The organism is Streptomyces sp. WM6378, assembly GCF_001279695.1.
Classification (GTDB): domain Bacteria; phylum Actinomycetota; class Actinomycetes; order Streptomycetales; family Streptomycetaceae; genus Streptomyces.
Genome location: NZ_LGDD01000246.1, coordinates 24,908 through 43,532, shown reverse-complemented (window position 1 = coordinate 43,532; position 18,625 = coordinate 24,908). Strand labels below are relative to the sequence as shown.

Below are 18,625 nucleotides of genomic sequence, written 5' to 3'. Positions count from 1 at the left end.
CCGAGGTGTCTAGGCCGCCGGGGCGCTCTTGGTGGGGCTGGTTGACGTCGTCGGCGGCTTGGAACCGGCCGGCGCGCCGGACGTCGGGGTTTTGGCGGCCGGGCTCGAAGCCGGCGGCGAATTGGTGGAGGGTGGCGGCGGGCTGCTGCCCCCGCTCGGCGGCGACGACGGAGTGGTCGGCGTCGAAGGCGGGGACGACGGGGTGCTGGACTTGCTCGGCGGCGAGCTGGGCGTCGTCGAGTGCGACGGCTTCCCCGGGGTCGAGGGCTTGCCCGGCGTGGACGGCTTGGAGGGCGTGGACGGCCCGGTGGACGGCTTGCCCGGGGTGCTCGGGCTGCCGCTGGTGCCCGGGACCGGCTGCCCAGAGGCGCCCGGCTTGCTGCTGGCGCCGGGCTTGCTCGGGCTCGCGGGACCGCCGCCCTTGTTGTCGCCCGGCTTGGCGCTGCTGCCCGGGTTGTTCGGGTCGGCGTTCAGGCCGCCGCTGCCGTCGTCCTCGTTGGCCGACTGCTGCTGCTTGACGTTGTCGCCCTGGCCGTCGCCGTTGTTGTTGGACGTCGCACCGAGGGTGACGACCGTGCCGAGCACCGCGGCGAGCAGCGCGCCGGCGCCGGCCGCGATGAGGTTGCGCCTGGCACCGCCGAACAGCGTGCGCCGCGCCTTGGGCATGGCGGCACCGACCGGGGTCTCCCGCCGGGTGATCAACGTGACGCCGGGGTCAGGGAGCTGGGCGGTCACCGCGGCCGGGGGAACGTCCCCGGGCGGCGCCTTGGGCTCCTCGTAGCGGGGCGGGGGCACCTCTTCCGCGGCGGGGGTCCGTCCGCCCGGGAGCAGCCCGCCGGAGCGGTCCTCGACCAGGGCGAGGGCCCGGCGGCCGGCGACGGTGCCACGCTTGTCGGCGAGCGCGCCGCGCAGGCCGATGGAGGCCTCCAGCTCGGCGCGGGCCCGGTCCAGGCCGCCGTTGCACAGGGCGAGGACGCCCAACTCGTGGTGGAAGTACGCCTCCTCGGCCACCTCGCCGGTCAGCCGGGCGGCCTCGGACCCGACGCGCAGCGTCCGCTCCCAGGCGCCCCAGTGCAGTCCCGCGGCGAAGGCGGGCGCGGCGGCGCGGGCCAGCCGGACCGCGGTGGCGGGGTGTTCGCCCTGGTCGCCGGGGACGAGCGCGCTCATCGAGGCGAGCACCGCGTCCGCTTCCACGGCGGCCCGCTCGGGGGTGACCGAGGGGTGCCCGGTCCACCAGGTGTAGTGCTGGGCGGCGGCGTGGGCCCGTTCGGCCGCGTCGGTGGCATACCCGGTGCTCTCCAGCTGGGCGAGGACGCCGGCGGCGAGCCGGTAGCGGGAGCCGACCGGGGACAGGAGTCCGCTGTCGAGGAGTTCGCCGAGGGCGGCGTCCGCGTGGGTGTCGCCGACCAGCGCGGGCAGGTGCGCCTGGTGCGGCACCTCGCCGCCGAGTGCGACCGCGAATCGCAGGGTGGTCCGGGCGGCCTCGCTCAGCCGGGAGGCGAGCAGCGCCGCGGGGGCCGCGCCCTCGCCGAGCGTGGGCAGCGGTATCTCGCGGCCCTCGCCCGAGAACACCGAGGCCTCGGCGGGCTCTTCCGCCGGAAAGCCGTACGGGTCAAGGGAGTTGGGCTCGCCGCGCAGGTGGTCGCGCTGGCGCAGCAGGGCGCCGGCCTGGACGAAGCGCAGCGGCAGGCCCTCGGACTCGAACCAGAGGTCGCCCGCCCAGTTGGCCTCCTCGTCGGTCAGCGCCCGGTCGACGGCCTGCTCCAGCAGTTCGAGCGAGGCGCTGCGGCCGAGGCCGGACAGGAAGACCTCTTCGACGTGCGAGTCGGACTGCGGCGCGGGTACGTCGGGGGTCGCGGCAAGGACATAGGCGCACTCGGGCGTGGCCATGAGCAGTTCTTCGAGGGTGGCCCCGCCGAATTCGAGGTCGTCGAGGACGACGACGGCGCCGATCTCGTGCACCCGCTCCAGGAGCTCGGCCCGGTCGGGGCGGTGCAGCGGCGCGTGGAACACCGTGGTGTACAGCTCGTGGAGCAGCTCGGTGGGGGTGCGGCGGTGGCCCGAGAGGCGTACGACGCCGTCGGGGGCGAGCTCGGCGCAGTCACCGGCGACGGCGTCGAGCAGGGCGCTGCGCCCGGAGCCGGCGGGACCGGTGAGCCGCACGGAGCGGCCGCGGCCGAGGAGGCGTACGAGCCTGGCGCGCTCCTCCTGCCGTTCGAGCAGAGCGGGGGTCGGTGTCATCAGGCCGGGTGGCAGCGGCGGCCGGGCGGCTCTCTCGCCCTCGGCCCGCTCGGCGGCGCTACGCCGCACCGCACGGCCGGGTATCGCGCCCGGCGGGCAGTTCTCGATCTCGCTGCCGTCGACCGGATTGACCGTGAGCAGGAAGTCGCCCGAGACGAGCTGGACGGTGCGGGCGAGGCCTGCCGCGCGCGGTCCGAAGTCGGGTGTGACGGGCTCCCTGTCGCGCGGCGGGCGCTGCGGTCCGGCGCCCGGTTCCGCGTGTGCGCCCGCAACGCCGACCGTGTCGTCGGCATGGTTGAACTCTTCCGGTCCCCGGTTCATCGGGTCCATGGTGAAAGCCCCCCAGATGCGTGGTGCGTAAGGAATGCCCCTCCCGGCCCTTACGCACTTCGCTCTTCGCTGTCGCTTCTGGTCCGGTGCCCGCCGTGTGGGTTCGTCGATCGGCGGGAAGCCGAACCCTAGACCTCCGGACAGTATCTACGAACAGGCGGGGTGCCGCCCCGCCCAAGACGTCACAGTCTCGTGAGGATTGCGCGCGGAGTCCGTTTCCCGCACTCCTGTCACGACAACTCCCGACCCGCTACACGCGGGGCAGGGCCTCGGCGGCGATGCCGCCCTCGATCGTGAGGATGCGGTGCAGCCGGGTGGCGACCAGGAGCCGCTGCATCTGGGGCGGTACGCCGCGCAGTACGAGGCGCCGGCCGCACCGCCCGGCCCGGCGGTGGGCCCCCATGATCACGCCGAGGCCGGTGGCGTCCCACGAGTCCAGTTCGGTGAGGTCGAGCACGAGGTCTCCGGCCCCGTCGTCGACCGCCGAGTGCAGGGCCGTACGGGCGTCCGCCGCGCTGCGGACGTCGAGGCGGCCCCCGACGACCAGCTCGACGTGGTCGCCCCTGATGTGCATATGCGCTCCCGAGAGTGCTCTGACTTTCCAACCGACTCAACAACTGACTGCCTCACGGCCACAGAAGTTGCCGCCCGTGAGCGAACCGATACCTAATTCACCCCTGGGAGTGAGGGCTTCGGGCGGTCGGCGGTTCAGTGCTTGTAGAAGCCCTGCCCGCTCTTGCGACCGATGTCACCCGCGTCCACCATCCGGCGCATCAGCTCCGGCGGGGCGAACTTCTCGTCCTGGGACTCCGTGTAGATGTTGCTGGTGGCGTGCAGCAGGATGTCGACGCCCGTGAGGTCTGCGGTGGCGAGCGGGCCCATCGCGTGGCCGAAGCCCAGCTTGCAGGCGAGGTCGATGTCCTCGGCCGTGGCCACGCCCGATTCGTACAGCTTGGCCGCCTCGACGACGAGCGCCGAGATGAGGCGGGTGGTCACGAAGCCGGCCACGTCGCGGTTGACCACGATGCAGGTCTTGCCGACCGACTCGGCGAACTCCCGCGCGGTGGCGAGGGTTTCGTCGCTGGTCTTGTAGCCGCGCACCAGCTCGCACAGCTGCATCATGGGGACCGGCGAGAAGAAGTGGACGCCGACGACTCGCTCGGGGTGCTCGGTGGCCGCCGCGATCTTGGTGATCGGGATGGCCGAGGTGTTGGAGGCGAGCACGGTGTCCGCGCGCACGATCTTGTCGAGCGTGCGGAAGATCTCGTGCTTGACCTCCAGCTTCTCGAAGACGGCCTCGACGACGACGTCGGCGTCGGCGACCGCGTCCAGGTCGGTGGTCGTGGTGATGCGGGCGAGCGCGGCCTCGGCGTCCTCGGCGGCCAGCTTGCCCTTGCTCACGAACCGGTCGTGCGAGGCCTTGATGCCGTCGGTGCCCCGGGTGAGGGCTTCGTCGGTGACGTCGCGCAGGACGACGTCCCAGCCCGCCTGGGCCGAGACCTGCGCGATACCGGACCCCATGAGTCCGGCTCCGATGACGGCGAGCTTCCTGGCCACGACACTTCCCTCCAACAGGTTTCCACCCAAGCCTTCTTGGCGGAGGCTATCGGCCGGGCGGCGTTCTGGGAGTGCTAAGAGATGCGCGTCACGTCTCGGATGACGGACATCACACCGGACGGCGTGAGGTGGGTCTCAGCGGGCGCCCCGTACGGCGTAGTTGAGCACCTTGTCCCCCAGGAGCCCCTCCATCTCGTCGATCAGGACGAGCACCTCGCGGGAGACCGCCTTGGGGTCGCGGCCGGCCATCATCTCGCGGCTGATGGCGGCCATCGCCGTCTGGTGGACCCAGTTGATCTGACCCGCGATCAGTGAGGGCAGCGCCTCGTCGACGGGTGCGCCGACCTCCTCGCGCAGGGTCGCGTCCAGGTTCTCCAGGACCTCCTGCCCCACCGCCCACAGCCGGGCCTTGAGCGCGGGCGAGTCGTGGATGACGGCCATGAACCGGCTGTAGCCCTCCATCAGGCCGACCCGGGGCGAAACCGACTCGACCTCGGCGCGCAGCTCGCGCAGGACCGCCTCAGCGGCCGACTCCCCCTCGTCGCGGCCGCGCACCCAGCGTGAGAGCCGGTCGACGATGCCTCTGCTGCGGTCGAAGAACAGGTCCTCCTTGGCGGGGAAGTAGTTGTAGACGGTGTTCACGGACACGTCGGCCACCTCGGCGATCTCGGCGATCGTCACCGCCTCGAAGCCGCGCTCTATGAAGAGCCCGGTGGCCAGGTCCGAGATCCGCTGCCTGGTCTCGCGCTTCTTCCGCTCCCTGAGCCCTTCTGCCATGGCTCCAGCGTAGGCGATCCTCCTGCACTCCCTTAAATTTTGGAGCCATTGCAAAATTTAAGTTCCTCTGTTTTTCTTGACCCATGGCAATCATCAGCACGGCCGGGCTCGCCCGGACCTTCCAGAGCAAGGCCGGCCCGGTCGAGGCGGTGCGCGGCATCGACCTGACGGTGCGGGCCGGCGAGATCCTCGGCTTCCTCGGCCCCAACGGCGCAGGCAAGACCACCACGCTGCGGATGCTCACCACGCTGCTCCCGCCGACCGGCGGCGCGGCGACCGTGACCGGCCACGACCTGCTGCGCGACCCTGGCGCGGTGCGCCGGGCCTGCGGATACGTGGCCCAGTCCGGCGGCGTCGACCCGAACGTCTCGGTACGCGAGGAGCTGGTGACCCAGGGCCGCCTCTACCGGCTCACCAAGGCCCAATCAGCCCTGCGCACAAGGGAGTTGGCGGCCGACCTCGGCCTCGACGGGCTCCTGGACCGCAAGACTTCGACGCTCTCCGGCGGCCAACGGCGGCGCCTCGACATCGCGATGGGCCTGATGCACCGGCCCGCGGTGCTGTTCCTCGACGAGCCGACCACCGGCCTCGATCCGGGCAGCCGGGCGGACCTGTGGGACCTGGTCCGCACGATCCGGGCCGACCACGGCACCACCGTCTTCCTCACCACCCACTACCTGGACGAGGCCGACGCGCTCGCCGACCGCCTGGTGATCGTCGACAAGGGCGTGATCGTGGCCGAGGGCACGCCCGCCGACCTCAAGACCCGGCACGCGGGCGGCCCCGACGCCTCGCTCCAGGACGCCTTCCTCGCCATCACCGGGCGCAGTGCCACCCCGCAGGAATCCACCCCCGTAGCCGTCTAGGACTCCCCCATGACCGCCTCACCGCTGCTGTCCGACACCGCGCTGATCTTCGGCAGGTACGCCCGCCAGACCCTGCGCTCGAAGTTCCAGATCCTCTTCGGCGTGCTGATGCCGCTGCTCTACCTGCTCTTCTTCGGCCCGCTCCTGACCCATATGCCCCTTGGCTCGGACGGCAGCTCCTGGCAGGTCCTCGTCCCCGGCCTGCTGCTCCAACTCGCCCTGTTCGGCGCCTCGTTCGCGGGCTTCGCGGTCATCATCGAGAGCAGCTGGGGCGTCGTGGAGCGCATGCGCGTCACCCCCGTCTCGCGCCTGGCCCTGCTGCTCGGCCGGGTCCTGCGGGACTCCGCGCTCTTCGTCTTCCAGGCAGTGCTGCTGGTGCTCACCGCCCTGGTGATGGGCCTGCGCGCGCCGCTCGCCGGGATCCTCATCGGCTTCGCCTTCGTGGCGCTGCTGACGCTGTCGCTGGCCTCGCTGTCGTACGCGCTCGCCATGAAGGTGCGCACCCCGCAGGGGTTCGGCCCGGCGGTCAACTCGATCGCCATGCCGTCGATGCTGCTTTCCGGCCTGATGCTGCCGATGACGCTCGCGCCCGCGTGGCTGAACGTGCTGTCGCACTTCATGCCGTTCCGCTATCTGGTGGACGCGGTGCGCTCCGCGTACCTCGGCTCGTACGCCACCACGACCATGCTCTACGGGGGCCTGGTGGCGGTCGGTTTCGCGGTGCTCGCCGTGACGGTGGGCACACGCGTCTTCCGGACGGCCGGAGCGTAACTACTCTGGCCGCATGGTCAATCTGACGCGCATCTACACCCGCACCGGCGACCAGGGCACGACCGCCCTCGGCGACATGAGCCGGACCGCCAAGACCGATCTGCGGATCTCGGCGTACGCCGACACCAATGAGGCCAATGCCGTGATCGGCACGGCCATCGCGCTCGGGCAGCTTCCCGAGGAGGTCGTGAAGGTGCTGGTCCGGGTCCAGAACGACCTGTTCGACGTCGGCGCGGACCTCGCCACGCCGGTCGTCGAGAACCCGGAGTACCCGCCGCTGCGGGTGGAGCAGTCCTACGTCGACAAGCTGGAGGCGGACTGCGACCGCTTCCTGGAGGAGCTGGAGAAGCTGCGCAGCTTCATCCTGCCGGGCGGCACCCCCGGCGCGGCCCTGCTGCACCAGGCGTGCACGGTGGTGCGCCGCGCGGAACGCTCCACGTGGGCGGCCCTGGAGGTGCACGGAGCCGTCATGAACACGCTGACCGCCACCTACCTGAACCGCCTCTCCGACCTCCTGTTCATCCTGGCCCGCGCGGCGAACAAGGAGGTGGGGGATGTGCTGTGGGTGCCGGGGGGTGAGAGGTAGGGCTCGGGGGGGTGGTGCGTGCGGGGGGTGACTCCCCGGGCCCTTTTGCGCAGTTCCTCGCGCCCCTTAAACCCGCTTTTCGCTGCGGGCCGTGCGTTGCTGAACCCGCTTTCGGCTGCGGGCCGTGCGTGGCTGGTCGCGCAGTTCCCCGCGCCCCTGGCGGCGCTGTTGCCGGCCAGCATCAGCATCTTCAGCCCGTCCGGCGATTGAGGACGAGCGCCCTTAACGCGCGAACGGGGGTGCAGGGGGCGGAGCCCCGGGGGTGGTTAGCGGTCCGCCTGCGTGTCCGCGTCCGCCGCCGCGGCGGCGGACTCCGCGTCGCTCACCTTCTTCTCCATCTGCTGCTCGGTGCCCGAGGACGCCCCGGACTGGGGCTGGGGGTGCGAGTGGGCGCAGCCCGTGGCGAGCGCGGCCGTCAGGGCCGCGGCCGCCACGGCGAGCGGCACGCCCCGGACCCGCATCACTTGGTCCCGTTGTTGTTGGCCGCGCACCAGGAGGCCACGTCCTTGAGGTCCTTCTGGCGCTGCTGAAGGGTCGTCACCAAGCCCTTGCGGTAGGTGAGTTTGTGGTCGAGGTAGGTGGCGATCGCGGTGTGGCCCTCCTTCTTCGCGTTGTCCTCCCGCTGCTGCATCCGGGCCACCGACCCCAGCGTGTCCGCTCCCCCGCCGAGGCGGTTCAGGGCGCGCTCGATGCGCTTCTCGGTCTTGGGCTCGCGCTTGCAGATGCTCTTGGCGCCGTCGCCGGTGGGGGCCTTCGCGGTGGCGGCCGGCGAGGGCGTCGAGTCCGCGAAGGCGCTGGGCGCGGTGACGGTCAGTACGGCCGTCGCGGCGAGGGCTGCCGCCGCGACCCGGCGGCGGTTGAAGATGGCGTTGCGCATGACTGGTGCCTCCGTGACGTACGGATTCGTGATGTACGGATTTCCGGTACGCCCGGAGGCTAGGAAGGCTCTTTGTGGGAACTCTGTGATCGCTCGGCGGTGACCGTCAACCAGTCCCGCCGGGCCGGAAGTTCGCCCTCCCGGTCCGGGTCCCCGGCGGGCAGCCCGACCGTGCACCGGGTGCCGGTCCCGCCCGGCCCCTCGCCGAGTTCGACGGTGCCGCCGTGCAGCGCGGCCTGCTGGGCGACCAGGGTCAGACCGAGCCCGGATCCGGTGCTGGCGGGCCCCCGGTGGAAGCGGCGGAACACCTCCTGGCGGTCGGCGGGGGCGATGCCCGGGCCCCGGTCGTCGACGGTGATCAGCACCTGGCCGCCCGCGAGGCCGACGGCGACCGCGATCTCGGCCCGGCCCTGAGCATCCCTTCCGTGGGCCAGCGCGTTGCCGAGCAGGTTGTCGAGCAGGATCCGGATGCCGGGCTCCCAGCCGTGCACCGGCGCGGGTCCGGCGTTCAGCGTGATCACCGCGTCCGGGGCGCGCCTGCGGGCCTCGGCGACGGCGGCGTCGGCGACTTCCGCCACGTCGAGCACCCGGAACGCGTCGGCCTCGACCAGGTCGCCGCGCCCCAGTTCGCGCAGCGCCACCAGCATGCCGAGCAGTCGCGCGTGCTCGCGGCGCAGGTCCTCGACGACCTCGGCGCGGTCGGCGTCGGGGAGCCGGGGGTGGGCCAGGACGTCGAGGTTGGTGCCCATGCTCATCAGCGGGTTGCGCATCTCGTGCGAGGCGGCCGCGGAGAAGGAGCGCGCCGTGTCGAGCGCCTGCGCGGTGCGGGCGGCCTGCTCGTCGTAGCGGGCCAGGACCGTCTGGAGGGTGGCTGCCAGGTCGTCGACCTCGGCGACGCGGGTCGGCCGGTGTTGCAGGCGTGCCGAGGTCGTCCGCGGGTCGAGCCCGGCCGCCGCCTTGCGGAGCCTGCCCAGCGGGCGGGTCGCGCTGCTCGCGATGGCCCAGGCAAGCAGCGCGGACAGCGGGGCGGCGAGCAGCGCGGTGGTGACGACGCGGTTGCGGACCAGGGCGAGCTGGGCGCGGCTCGCGGTGTCCGGCGCGAACACCCACAGCGTGCCGGAGACCTGCGCCCCCTTGACCGGCAGCGCGTACGCCCGCCAGCTGCGGCCGGCGGCGCGGATCGTCACCGGATTCCTTCCCACCGCGGGCAGCGCCACCGAGGCATCGGGCTGCGGGCCGCCGCTGAACGTGCCGTCGGGACCGATGAGCCGTACGCCGACGTCCAGCGCGGCGTTGAACAGGCGGCGCTGGCGGTTCTCCTCGGCGGTCGGCTGGTCGTTGGCGGCGGCCCGCAGCAGGGTGCGGGCGTCCTGGGCGATGGCGGTGGCCCGGGTCCGCAGGTGGCTGTCCTCCTCGCGGTGCAGATCGCGGGCGACCAGGGCGAACAGCAGCCAGCCGCAGGCCAGGACCAGGAGCGGGACGGTGACGCCGACGGCGAGCGCGATCCGGGTGGAGAGCTTCACGGCTGCTCCCGCAGGACGAAGCCGACACCGCGCACGGTGTGGACGAGCCGGGGCGCGCCGTCCGCCTCCAGTTTGCGGCGCAGATAGCTGACGAAGGTGTCGACCGCGTCGGTGCGGACGTCGAAGTCGTACCCCCAGACCCGTTCGAGCAACTGGTCGCGGCTGAGGACGAGGCCGGCGTTGCGGGCCAGGACTTCGAGGAGTTCGTACTCGCGCCGGGTGAGGTCGAGGGGGCGGCCCTCGCGCTCGGCGGTGCGTGCCGCCGGGTCGATGACGAGGCCGCAGGCGCGGACCACGTCGTGCGGGGCGGGCGGCCGGCGGCGCAGCAGGGCGTGCAGGCGCAGCACCAGCTCCTGAAGGGCGAACGGTTTGACCAGGTAGTCGTCGCCGCCCGCCTGGAGCCCGGCGATCCGGTCGGCGGTCTCGTCCAGCGCCGACAGCATCAGGACGGGCAGGTCGTGCCCGGCATCGCGCAGCGTCCGGCACACCTCGATGCCGCTCATCCCCGGCATGGACACGTCCAGGACGAGCACATCGGGCGGGCTCTGCCCGATCGCGGCGAGCGCGGCGCGGCCGCCGTCGGCGGTGCGGACCCGGAAGCCGTTGAGCCTGAGCCCCCGGTCGAGCGAGCGGCGCACCGCATCGTCGTCGTCGACGACCAGGACTTCCCCGGGACGGCTCGGCCCGCTCATCCGCGCTCCCTCACTTCGTCCGGCTACCGCCGGGTCAGCGTACGGTCCTCGCCTGTGTGCGCCCCGGACCGCTCCGACGCGGGCTTCAGGAGCCGGTCGAACGCCGAGGGCTTCGCCTTCGCCTCCTCCACCTTCTTCGGGAACAGCGTGTAGCTCAGCGCGATGATCACGTTGACGCCGATCACGTACAGCATCTTCTGCTGCCACATCCGGAGCGAGTCGGTGCTGCCGTCGCCGCCGACGTACCAGATCGCGGCCTGGAGCAGGGCGATCGCGAGCAGCGCCGCGACGGTGAAGCGGCCCGCCATCCTCCACTCGTACGCGGTCCTGGCGCTGCCTCCCCTGGGCGCCTTGGCGGGCTTGGGGCCGCCGGCGAAGCGGTAGGCGACCCAGGCGTCGGCGCGGGTCACCATGTAGTGGCCCATCCCCGCCGAGAAGCCGATGTAGACGGCGGCCAGGCCGTGCTTCCAGTCCGGCTGCGCGCCGTTCTTCAGGTCGACGGCCGTCACCACGAGCAGCACCACCTCCAGGAGCGGCTCGCACAACAGCACCGCCACGCTGGCCCTCCGCATCCTGGCCAGGTAGCGCAGGGCGAGGCCCGCGGCCAGCAGGACCCAGAAGCCGACTTCGCAGGCGATGATCAGCGTGACGATCACGGTGGTCTCCTTTCGTACTCCTCCAGGCTCGCCCGCGTCCGGCGCCCCTTCGTCGTCGCCAGTGACGAAACGGGACTGCATCCTTCGATGTAGCGGCACATCGCCCGGTGCGGTGAGGCCCGGCGCCCGGCCGCCGTGTTGGATGGGACCGTGAAGCCGCTCTCCCGACCAGACCGCGACGACGTCCTGATCGCCGGGGCCGGGCTGCTCGGCGGGCTCGTCCTGTGGGCCGTCGGCCTGCACACCCAGGGCGGCCGTCCGCTGGGCGGCGCCTGGGTGCTGCTGCCGCTGGCGGGGACGGCGGGCCTCGAACTGCTGCGCCGCACCGCCCCGCAGACCGCCCTGGTGCTCGGCACCTTCCTGCTGGTCCTCGACCAGTTCACGCTCGGCAGCCTGGCGACGGTCGTGATGTTCACCGACCTCGTGTACGCGGCCGTCGTGTACGGATCGCCCTCCGCCGCACGCCGCATCCCGGTCAGCACCGGGCTGATCACGGTCGGCGTGACCATCGGGTTCTACGCCTGGCTCCACCGACCGGAGGCCCTGCTCATCGGCGTGATCACGGCCATCATCTCGTTCGCGCCCGCCACCACCGGGGCCCTCGTGCGCAACCACCGCGAGGCCGCCGAGAGCGCCCGGCTGCGGGCCGGACAGACCGCGCTGCTCGCCGAGATGGACCGCAGCCAGGCCGTGGTCGCCGAGCGCGCCCGGATGGCCCGCGAGCTGCACGACATGGTGGCCAACCACCTCTCGGCGATCGCCATCCACTCCACGGCCGCGCTCTCCCTCGACGACCCGGCGACCACCCGGCAGGCGCTTTCGGTGATCCGCGAGAACAGCGTGGACGGGCTCGCCGAGATGCGCCGCCTCATCGGTCTGCTTCGCGACACCAGCGGCCGCGACGAGCCCACCGCCGCGCCCACCCTGGCCGGGCTCGACGCGCTGCTCGCCCAGGCGCGTACCAACGGGGCTGACAGCGGTCTCGACTTCACGCTCGACGACCGGCGTGCCGAGGACGGGCCTCTGCCCGCGCCGGTGGAGCTGGCGGCGTACCGGATCGTCCAGGAGTCCTTGACCAACGCGCTCAAGCACGCGGCGCCGGGCACCGTCGAGGTGGCGCTCGCCCATGCGGACGGTCTGCTCACGGTGCGCGTCACCAGCCCGTACGGCGACCGTCCCGGCCCGCGCGCGCCGGGTTCCGGGGCCGGGCTCATCGGGATGCGCGAGCGGACCGAACTGCTCGACGGAACCTTCGCCGCGGGCCCCGAATCGGCGGGGGACGGCACCAAGATCTGGCAGGTGCGGGCCCAACTGCCCGCCCACAACGAGGAGTTGACCACATGACGATCCGGGTCCTGGTCGCGGAGGACCAGTCTGCGGTACGGGCCGGGCTCGTCCTGATCCTCTCCAGCGCCGCGGACATCGAGGTGGTCGGCGAGGCGGCGGACGGCGAGCGGGCGGTCGCGCTCGCCCGCGAGCTGCGCCCCGACCTGGTCCTGATGGACGTCCAGATGCCGAAGCTGGACGGGGTCTCGGCGACCGCCGCCGTGACCGGCGAGCGGCTCGCCGACGTCCTGGTCCTGACCACCTTCGACCTGGACGAGTACGTCTTCGGGGCGCTGCGCGCCGGCGCCTCGGGCTTCCTGCTCAAGAACACGGACGCCAAGGACCTGATCGAGGCGGTGCGTACGGTGGCGCGCGGCGAGGGGCTGATCGCCCCGGCCGTGACCCGCCGCCTCATCGCGGAGTTCGCCTCGGCCCCGCACCCCGTGGCCCGGCGGCGCCCCGCCGCGCTCGACACCCTGACCCGCCGCGAGGGCGAGGTCCTTTCGTGCCTGGGCCGGGGCCTGTCCAACGCGGAGATCGCGGTACGCCTGGACATGGCGGAGGCGACGGTGAAGACGCACGTCAGCAGGCTGCTCGGCAAGCTGGAGCTGCGCAGCAGGGTCCAAGCGGCGGTACTGGCCCAGGAGTTGAGGATCTGAGGCCGGCATGTGTCGGAGGTCTGGACCTCTTGACGGTTGGTACAGACCTTTCTACGCTCACCGCACACTGCTGGTGGGCGCGCCGTCCCTGAGGCGCACGCACCGGACGGAGCAGGGTCCCACCCCCACCACCGTCGCACCATTCGGGAGCAGCCTTGAGAACCGCACGTCATCTCCGTACGCGCTTCAGATCAAGAGCCGCAGCAGCCCTGACCGCACTCGCCCTCCCCCTGGCCGCACTCGTGGGCCTCGCCTCCCCCGCCGAAGCCGCCACCTCGGCGACCGCCACGTACGCCAAGTCCTCGGACTGGGGCACCGGCTTCGGGGCCGGCTGGACCATCAAGAACACCGGCACCACCGCGCTCAGCTCCTGGACCGTGGAGTGGGACTACCCCTCGGGTACGTCCGTGACCTCGGCCTGGGACGCGGACGTCACCAACTCGGGCACCCACTGGACCGCCAAGAACAAGTCGTACAACGGCACCCTCGCCCCCGGCGCCAGCGTGAGCTTCGGCTTCAACGGCGCGGGCTCCGGCTCGCCCTCGGGCTGCAAGCTCAACGGCGGCTCCTGCGAAGGGGGTTCGGCCCCGGGCGACAATCCGCCGTCCGCCCCCGGCACCCCGACCGCGAGCGGCGTGACCGACACCGGCGCGACGCTGTCCTGGTCGGCCGCGACCGACGACAAGGGCGTCAAGAACTACGACGTCTACCGGGGCTCGGCCAAGATCGCGACCGTCACCGGCACGACGTACACCGACACGGGCCTCACGGCCGGGACCACCTACACCTACAGCGTGACCGCGCGAGACACCGCCGACCAGACGGGGCCCTCCTCGGGCTCGGTCACCGTCACCACCACCGGGGGCGGAGGCAACCCCGGCCCGGGCTCCACGGTCAAGCTCGGCTACTTCACCGACTGGGGCATCTACCAGCGCAACTACCAGGTGAAGAACATCGTCACGTCGGGCTCGGCGAGCAAGCTGACCCACATCAACTATGCGTTCGGCAACGTGACCAACGGCCAGTGCGCCATCGGTGACGCCTACGCCGACTACCAGAAGACGTACGACGCCGCCTCCAGCGTGGACGGCACCGCCGACACCTGGGACCAGCCGGTCGCGGGCAACATCAACCAGCTCCGCGAGCTGAAGAAGAAGTACCCGAACATCAAGGTCCTCTGGTCCTTCGGCGGCTGGACCTGGTCCGGCGGCTTCGGCGCGGCGGCCGCGAACCCGGCGGCGTTCGCCGACTCCTGCTACTCCCTGGTCAAGGACCCGCGCTGGGCCGATGTCTTCGACGGCATCGACATCGACTGGGAGTACCCCAACGCCTGTGGCCTGTCCTGCGACACGAGCGGTCCTGCGGCCCTGAAGAACCTGCTGGCCGCGCTGCGCGCCAAGTTCGGCAGCTCCGCGCTGGTCACGGCCGCCGTCACCGCCGACGGTTCGGCGGGCGGCAAGATGGACGCGGCCGACTACGGGGGCGCGGCGAGTTACGTCGACTGGTACAACGTCATGACGTACGACTTCTTCGGCGCGTGGGCCGCCCAGGGCCCCACGGCCCCGCACTCCCCGCTCACGTCGTACAACGGCATCCCGATCGCGGGCTTCAACACCGACGCGGCGATCCAGAAGTACAAGTCGAAGGGCGTCCCGGCGAACAAGCTCAACCTGGGCATCGGCTTCTACGGCCGCGGCTGGACGGGCGTGACGCAGGACGCCCCGGGCGGCACGGCGACGGGCCCGGCCCCCGGCACGTACGAACAGGGCATCGAGGACTACAAGGTCCTCAAGACCGCCTGCCCGGTGACCGGCACGATCGCGGGCACGGCCTACGCCCACTGCGGCTCCAACTGGTGGAGCTACGACACGCCGTCGACGATCACCGGAAAGATGACGTACGTGAAGAACCAGGGGTTGAGGGGGGCGTTCTTCTGGGAGTTCAGCGGGGATACGTCGAATGGTGAGCTGCTCTCGGCCATGTCCTCCGGCCTGAACTGACCGACACCCTGGAAGGCGGGCCCGTCCCCCGCCTTCTGGGGGCTCAGCCCCGGCCCGGTTGTCGCCCGCGGGTCGTGGACGGCTGGTCGCGCAGTTCCCCGCGCCCCTAGCAGGATTGGTGCTGGCCAGCACTGGCAACCTCAGCCTGTCCGGCACTTGAGGACGAGCGCCCTTCAGACGCGAACGGGGGTGCAGGGGGCGGAGCCCCTTGCGGGGGTTCGAGGGGCGCAGCCCCTCAGGGGGTCTGGGGGCAGAGCCCCAAGAGAAAACCCCACCCTTCTCCCTGCCCCCGGAGGGTCACGGGAAGGGGCGGGGTGGGGGAAGACCGGCTACGCCACGTTCACCCGTTGGCCCGGAGGGGCCGCCTCCAGCCAGGCGAGGAAGCCGGTCAGCGCGTCCTCGGACATCGCCAGCTCAAGCCGCGTACCCCGGTGCGTACAGCCAAGGATGATCGCGTCGGACAGCAAGGCCAGCTCCTCCTCGCCCTCGGGCAGACGCCGGGCCACGACATCGATCGCCGACCGCTCAAGAACCCGCCGCGGCCGAGGCGCGTAGGAGAAGACGCGGAACCACTCGATCCGGTCACCGTTGTAGCGGGCCACCCCGTACACCCAGCCCTTGCCGCTGGTGTCCGGCGTCTCCGGAAGCCCCCAGCGCAGACTGCAGTCGAACGTGCCGCCCGAGCGCTGGATCAGCCGCCGGCGCAGACCGAAGACGAAGAGTCCCACCAGTACCAGCGCGACGACCAGGCCACACACAAGCAGAGCGAGAGTCATCTACACCGACCTCCTCGCTCAACCAGTAATCCAGCAACGGAAAAATCTGCCTGCATCGCCTCAGCCGCGACCGGCTCCGGAAAATTCCGGACCGAGCCGCGGCTGAGGGAAATCTCCGGCGGGGGTGCTAGCGCACCGCCACCGCACGCAGTCGTACATCGGCGCGTCGCTCAGCGGCGGCGTCCGACTCCGACTTCGCGCTCTCCAGCGCACGCTCGGCACGCTGGACATCGATCTCGTCCGCCAGCTCGGCGATCTCCGCCAGCAGCGAAAGCTTGTTGTCGGCGAAAGAGATGAATCCACCGTGCACCGCCGCGACGACGGTGCCGCCCTCGCTCGTACGGATCATCACCGGGCCCGACTCCAGCACACCAAGGAGCGGCTGGTGACCGGGCATGACGCCGATGTCGCCGGACGTGGTGCGCGCGACGACCAGGGTGGCCTCGCCGGACCAGACACTGCGGTCCGCGGCGACGAGCTCGACGTGCAGCTCAGTAGCCATGGTTGGCTCCTCGGGTCACCACCCGGCGGTTCGGCCGGGTGTTGGGTCGAATTCTAGTAGGCGTACGCAGAGGGGCGGGACACACCCGCCCCTCTACGCGGTCGGGCGCGTCAGGAGACGCCCAGCTCCTTGGCGTTGGCCTTGAGGTCTTCCAGGCCACCGCACATGAAGAACGCCTGCTCGGGGAAGTGGTCGTACTCGCCGTCGCAGATCTGGTTGAACGCCGTGATCGACTCGTCCAGCGGGACGTCCGAACCGTCGACGCCGGTGAACTGCTTGGCGACGTGCGTGTTCTGCGACAGGAAGCGCTCCACGCGGCGGGCGCGGTGCACGACCAGCTTGTCCTCTTCGCCGAGCTCGTCGATGCCGAGGATGGCGATGATGTCCTGGAGGTCCTTGTACTTCTGCAGGATCGTCTTGACGCGCATGGCGGCGTCGTAGTGCTCCTGCGCGATGTAGCGCGGGTCCAGGATCCGGGACGTGGAGTCCAGCGGGTCCACGGCCGGGTAGATGCCCTTCTCGGAGATCGGACGGGAGAGAACCGTCGTCGCGTCGAGGTGGGCGAAGGTGGTGGCCGGCGCCGGGTCGGTCAGGTCGTCCGCGGGGACGTAGATCGCCTGCATCGAGGTGATCGAGTGACCACGGGTCGAGGTGATGCGCTCCTGGAGGAGACCCATCTCGTCGGCCAGGTTCGGCTGGTAGCCCACCGCGGAGGGCATGCGGCCGAGCAGGGTCGACACCTCGGAACCCGCCTGGGTGTACCGGAAGATGTTGTCGATGAAGAAGAGGACGTCCTGCTTCTGGACGTCACGGAAGTACTCCGCCATCGTCAGACCGGCCAGGGCGACCCGAAGACGCGTGCCCGGCGGCTCGTCCATCTGACCGAAGACCAGGGCGGTCTTGTCGATGACGCCCGAGTCCTGCATTTCCTCGATGAGGTCGTTGCCCTCACGGGTGCGCTCGCCGACACCGGCGAACACCGACACACCGTCGTGGTTGTTGGCCACGCGGTAGATCATTTCCTGGATGAGGACGGTCTTGCCGACACCGGCACCACCGAACAGGCCGATCTTTCCACCCTTGACGTACGGGGTGAGAAGGTCGATGACCTTGACGCCGGTCTCGAACATCTCGGTCTTGGACTCAAGCTGGTCGAAGTTGGGCGCCTTGCGGTGGATCGGCCAGCGCTCGCCGATGTTGGCGTTCTCCTCGGGCTTGTTCAGCACCTCGCCGAGGGTGTTGAACACCTTGCCCTTGGTGAAGTCGCCGACCGGCACCGTGATGCCGTCGCCCGTGTCGGTCACCGGGGCCTGGCGGACCAGACCGTCGGTGGGCTGCATCGAGATCGCGCGGACGATGCCGTCACCCAGGTGCTGGGCGACTTCGAGCGTCAGCGTCTTGAGCTTGCCGTCCTCGGCCGGGTCGGCCACCTGGACGTGCAGCGCGTTGTAGATGTCCGGCATCGCGTCGACGGGGAACTCCACGTCGACGACCGGGCCGATGACCCGGGCGACGCGGCCCGTGGCAACGGCCGTCTCAACAGTGGTCGTCATTACTTGTCACTCCCCGCGGTCGCGTCGGCCAGCGCACTGGAGCCACCGACGATCTCGCTGATTTCCTGGGTGATTTCGGCCTGGCGGGCCGCGTTGGCAAGCCGGGAGAGGCTCTTGATGAGCTCCCCGGCGTTGTCGGTCGCCGACTTCATCGCGCGGCGACGGGCGGCGTGCTCGGAAGCAGCCGACTGCAGCAGCGCGTTGTAGATGCGGCTTTCGACGTAGCGCGGCAGCAGGGCGTCGAGGACGTCCTCCGCCGACGGCTCGAAGTCGAAGAGCGGAAGGATCTCGTCCTTGCCACCCGTCTCCTCCTGAGCCTTCTCCAGCGACAACGGCAGCATCCGGTTGTCGACCGGCGTCTGCGTCATCATCGACACGAACTCCGTGAAGACGATGTGCAGTTCGTCCACGCCGCTCTCGGCCGCCTCCGTCTGGATGGCCTCGATCAGCGGCGCGGCCACCTGCTTGGCGTCCGCGTACGTGGGGCTGTCGGTGAAGCCCGTCCACGACTCCGAGACCTTGCGCTCACGGAAGCCGTAGTAGGCGACACCCTTGCGGCCGACGATGTACGTGTCGACCTCCTTGCCCTCGCCGCGCAGCCGCTCCGTCAGCCGCTCCGCCGCCTTGATGGCGTTGGAGGAGTAGCCGCCGGCCAGACCGCGGTCGCTCGTGATGAGCAGGACCGCGGCGCGGGCCGGGGCCTCGGCCTCGGTGGTGAGCGGGTGCTTGGTGGTGGAGCCGGTCGCCACCGCGGTCACCGCACGGGTGAGCTCGGTCGCGTACGGCGTGGAGGCCGCCACCTGGCGCTGCGCCTTGACGATGCGCGAGGCGGCGATCATCTCCATCGCCTTGGTGATCTTCTTGGTCGCGGTGACGGATCGGATGCGACGCTTGTAGACCCGGAGCTGCGCTCCCATGAGTCAGGTCCCTTCC

The 18,625-nt window shown here is 71.2% G+C and carries 19 protein-coding genes; 6 read left to right on the top strand and 13 right to left on the bottom strand.

All coding sequences use genetic code 11. The features are described from left to right. Positions 1-9: 9 nt before the first annotated feature. From ADK54_RS19880 to ADK54_RS19865, 4 genes are all read right to left on the bottom strand, one after another. Entirely contained in the window at positions 10-2,571 is a 2,562-nt protein-coding gene (locus ADK54_RS19880; protein ID WP_053727012.1) for an ATP-binding protein, read from the bottom strand. A 250-nt stretch (positions 2,572-2,821) separates the two neighbouring features. Beyond that, positions 2,822-3,145: an STAS domain-containing protein gene (locus tag ADK54_RS19875; protein ID WP_053727011.1), complete on the bottom strand. Its 324-nt coding sequence runs from the start codon at positions 3,143-3,145 to the stop codon at positions 2,822-2,824. A gap of 134 nt (positions 3,146-3,279) precedes the next feature. Then, the gene (locus ADK54_RS19870; protein WP_053727010.1) at positions 3,280-4,128 is read right to left on the bottom strand and encodes a 3-hydroxyacyl-CoA dehydrogenase family protein; all 849 of its coding nucleotides are present in this window, start codon (positions 4,126-4,128) and stop codon (positions 3,280-3,282) included. A 135-nt stretch (positions 4,129-4,263) separates the two neighbouring features. After that, entirely contained in the window at positions 4,264-4,905 is a 642-nt protein-coding gene (locus tag ADK54_RS19865) for a TetR/AcrR family transcriptional regulator (protein ID WP_053727009.1), read from the bottom strand. An 83-nt stretch (positions 4,906-4,988) separates the two neighbouring features. Between ADK54_RS19865 and ADK54_RS19860 the strand changes: the two genes are divergently transcribed. From ADK54_RS19860 to ADK54_RS19850, 3 genes are read left to right on the top strand one after another with little or no spacing between them, the layout of a single operon-like run. Then, complete coding sequence (locus tag ADK54_RS19860) at positions 4,989-5,771, top strand: ABC transporter ATP-binding protein (protein WP_053727008.1); 783 nt, start codon at positions 4,989-4,991, stop codon at positions 5,769-5,771. Positions 5,772-5,780: 9 nt separating this feature from the next. Continuing rightward, entirely contained in the window at positions 5,781-6,542 is a 762-nt protein-coding gene (locus ADK54_RS19855; protein ID WP_053727007.1) for an ABC transporter permease, read from the top strand. A 13-nt stretch (positions 6,543-6,555) separates the two neighbouring features. Then, complete coding sequence (locus tag ADK54_RS19850; RefSeq protein ID WP_053727006.1) at positions 6,556-7,128, top strand: cob(I)yrinic acid a,c-diamide adenosyltransferase; 573 nt, start codon at positions 6,556-6,558, stop codon at positions 7,126-7,128. A gap of 266 nt (positions 7,129-7,394) precedes the next feature. Here ADK54_RS19850 and ADK54_RS19845 read toward each other — a convergent pair whose 3' ends face one another. Genes ADK54_RS19845 through ADK54_RS19825 form a run of 5 tightly spaced genes read right to left on the bottom strand, consistent with a single transcriptional unit; the run spans position 7,395 to position 10,876 of the window. Further along, the gene (locus tag ADK54_RS19845; RefSeq protein WP_053727005.1) at positions 7,395-7,589 is read right to left on the bottom strand and encodes a hypothetical protein; all 195 of its coding nucleotides are present in this window, start codon (positions 7,587-7,589) and stop codon (positions 7,395-7,397) included. Continuing rightward, the gene (locus ADK54_RS19840) at positions 7,589-8,005 is read right to left on the bottom strand and encodes a hypothetical protein (RefSeq protein ID WP_053727004.1); all 417 of its coding nucleotides are present in this window, start codon (positions 8,003-8,005) and stop codon (positions 7,589-7,591) included. Before ADK54_RS19840 ends, ADK54_RS19845 begins: the two co-directional genes overlap by 1 nt. A gap of 59 nt (positions 8,006-8,064) precedes the next feature. Next, entirely contained in the window at positions 8,065-9,528 is a 1,464-nt protein-coding gene (locus ADK54_RS19835) for a sensor histidine kinase (protein WP_053727003.1), read from the bottom strand. Beyond that, on the bottom strand, positions 9,525-10,220 hold the full coding sequence (locus ADK54_RS19830; RefSeq protein ID WP_053727002.1) for a response regulator transcription factor: 696 nt from the start codon (positions 10,218-10,220) through the stop codon (positions 9,525-9,527). Before ADK54_RS19830 ends, ADK54_RS19835 begins: the two co-directional genes overlap by 4 nt. Positions 10,221-10,243: 23 nt before the next feature. After that, entirely contained in the window at positions 10,244-10,876 is a 633-nt protein-coding gene (locus ADK54_RS19825; RefSeq protein ID WP_234392138.1) for a hypothetical protein, read from the bottom strand. Positions 10,877-11,026: 150 nt separating this feature from the next. On the opposite strand from ADK54_RS19825, the gene ADK54_RS19820 reads away from it, so the two are divergent. The 3 genes from ADK54_RS19820 (at position 11,027) to ADK54_RS19810 (ending at position 14,861) form a co-directional block, all read left to right on the top strand. Next, complete coding sequence (locus ADK54_RS19820; protein ID WP_053727000.1) at positions 11,027-12,220, top strand: sensor histidine kinase; 1,194 nt, start codon at positions 11,027-11,029, stop codon at positions 12,218-12,220. Next, on the top strand, positions 12,217-12,861 hold the full coding sequence (locus ADK54_RS19815; protein WP_053726999.1) for a response regulator: 645 nt from the start codon (positions 12,217-12,219) through the stop codon (positions 12,859-12,861). Before ADK54_RS19820 ends, ADK54_RS19815 begins: the two co-directional genes overlap by 4 nt. 155 nt (positions 12,862-13,016) lie before the next feature. Continuing rightward, positions 13,017-14,861 (top strand): glycoside hydrolase family 18 chitinase, encoded by a 1,845-nt coding sequence (locus ADK54_RS19810; protein WP_053726998.1) that lies wholly within the window; start codon positions 13,017-13,019, stop codon positions 14,859-14,861. A gap of 329 nt (positions 14,862-15,190) precedes the next feature. On the opposite strand, the gene ADK54_RS19805 is transcribed toward ADK54_RS19810, so the two are convergent. The 4 genes from ADK54_RS19805 to ADK54_RS19790 all read right to left on the bottom strand — a co-directional run bounded on the left by ADK54_RS19805 (position 15,191) and on the right by ADK54_RS19790 (position 18,609). Beyond that, positions 15,191-15,637: a DUF2550 domain-containing protein gene (locus ADK54_RS19805; protein ID WP_053726997.1), complete on the bottom strand. Its 447-nt coding sequence runs from the start codon at positions 15,635-15,637 to the stop codon at positions 15,191-15,193. Positions 15,638-15,764: 127 nt separating this feature from the next. Continuing rightward, positions 15,765-16,139, bottom strand: coding sequence for a F0F1 ATP synthase subunit epsilon (locus ADK54_RS19800; RefSeq protein ID WP_053726996.1), 375 nt, complete (start codon positions 16,137-16,139; stop codon positions 15,765-15,767). A gap of 110 nt (positions 16,140-16,249) precedes the next feature. Continuing rightward, the gene (gene atpD / locus ADK54_RS19795) at positions 16,250-17,692 is read right to left on the bottom strand and encodes a F0F1 ATP synthase subunit beta (protein ID WP_053726995.1); all 1,443 of its coding nucleotides are present in this window, start codon (positions 17,690-17,692) and stop codon (positions 16,250-16,252) included. After that, positions 17,692-18,609: a F0F1 ATP synthase subunit gamma gene (locus ADK54_RS19790; protein ID WP_053726994.1), complete on the bottom strand. Its 918-nt coding sequence runs from the start codon at positions 18,607-18,609 to the stop codon at positions 17,692-17,694. Before ADK54_RS19790 ends, atpD begins: the two co-directional genes overlap by 1 nt. Positions 18,610-18,625 lie beyond the last annotated feature (16 nt).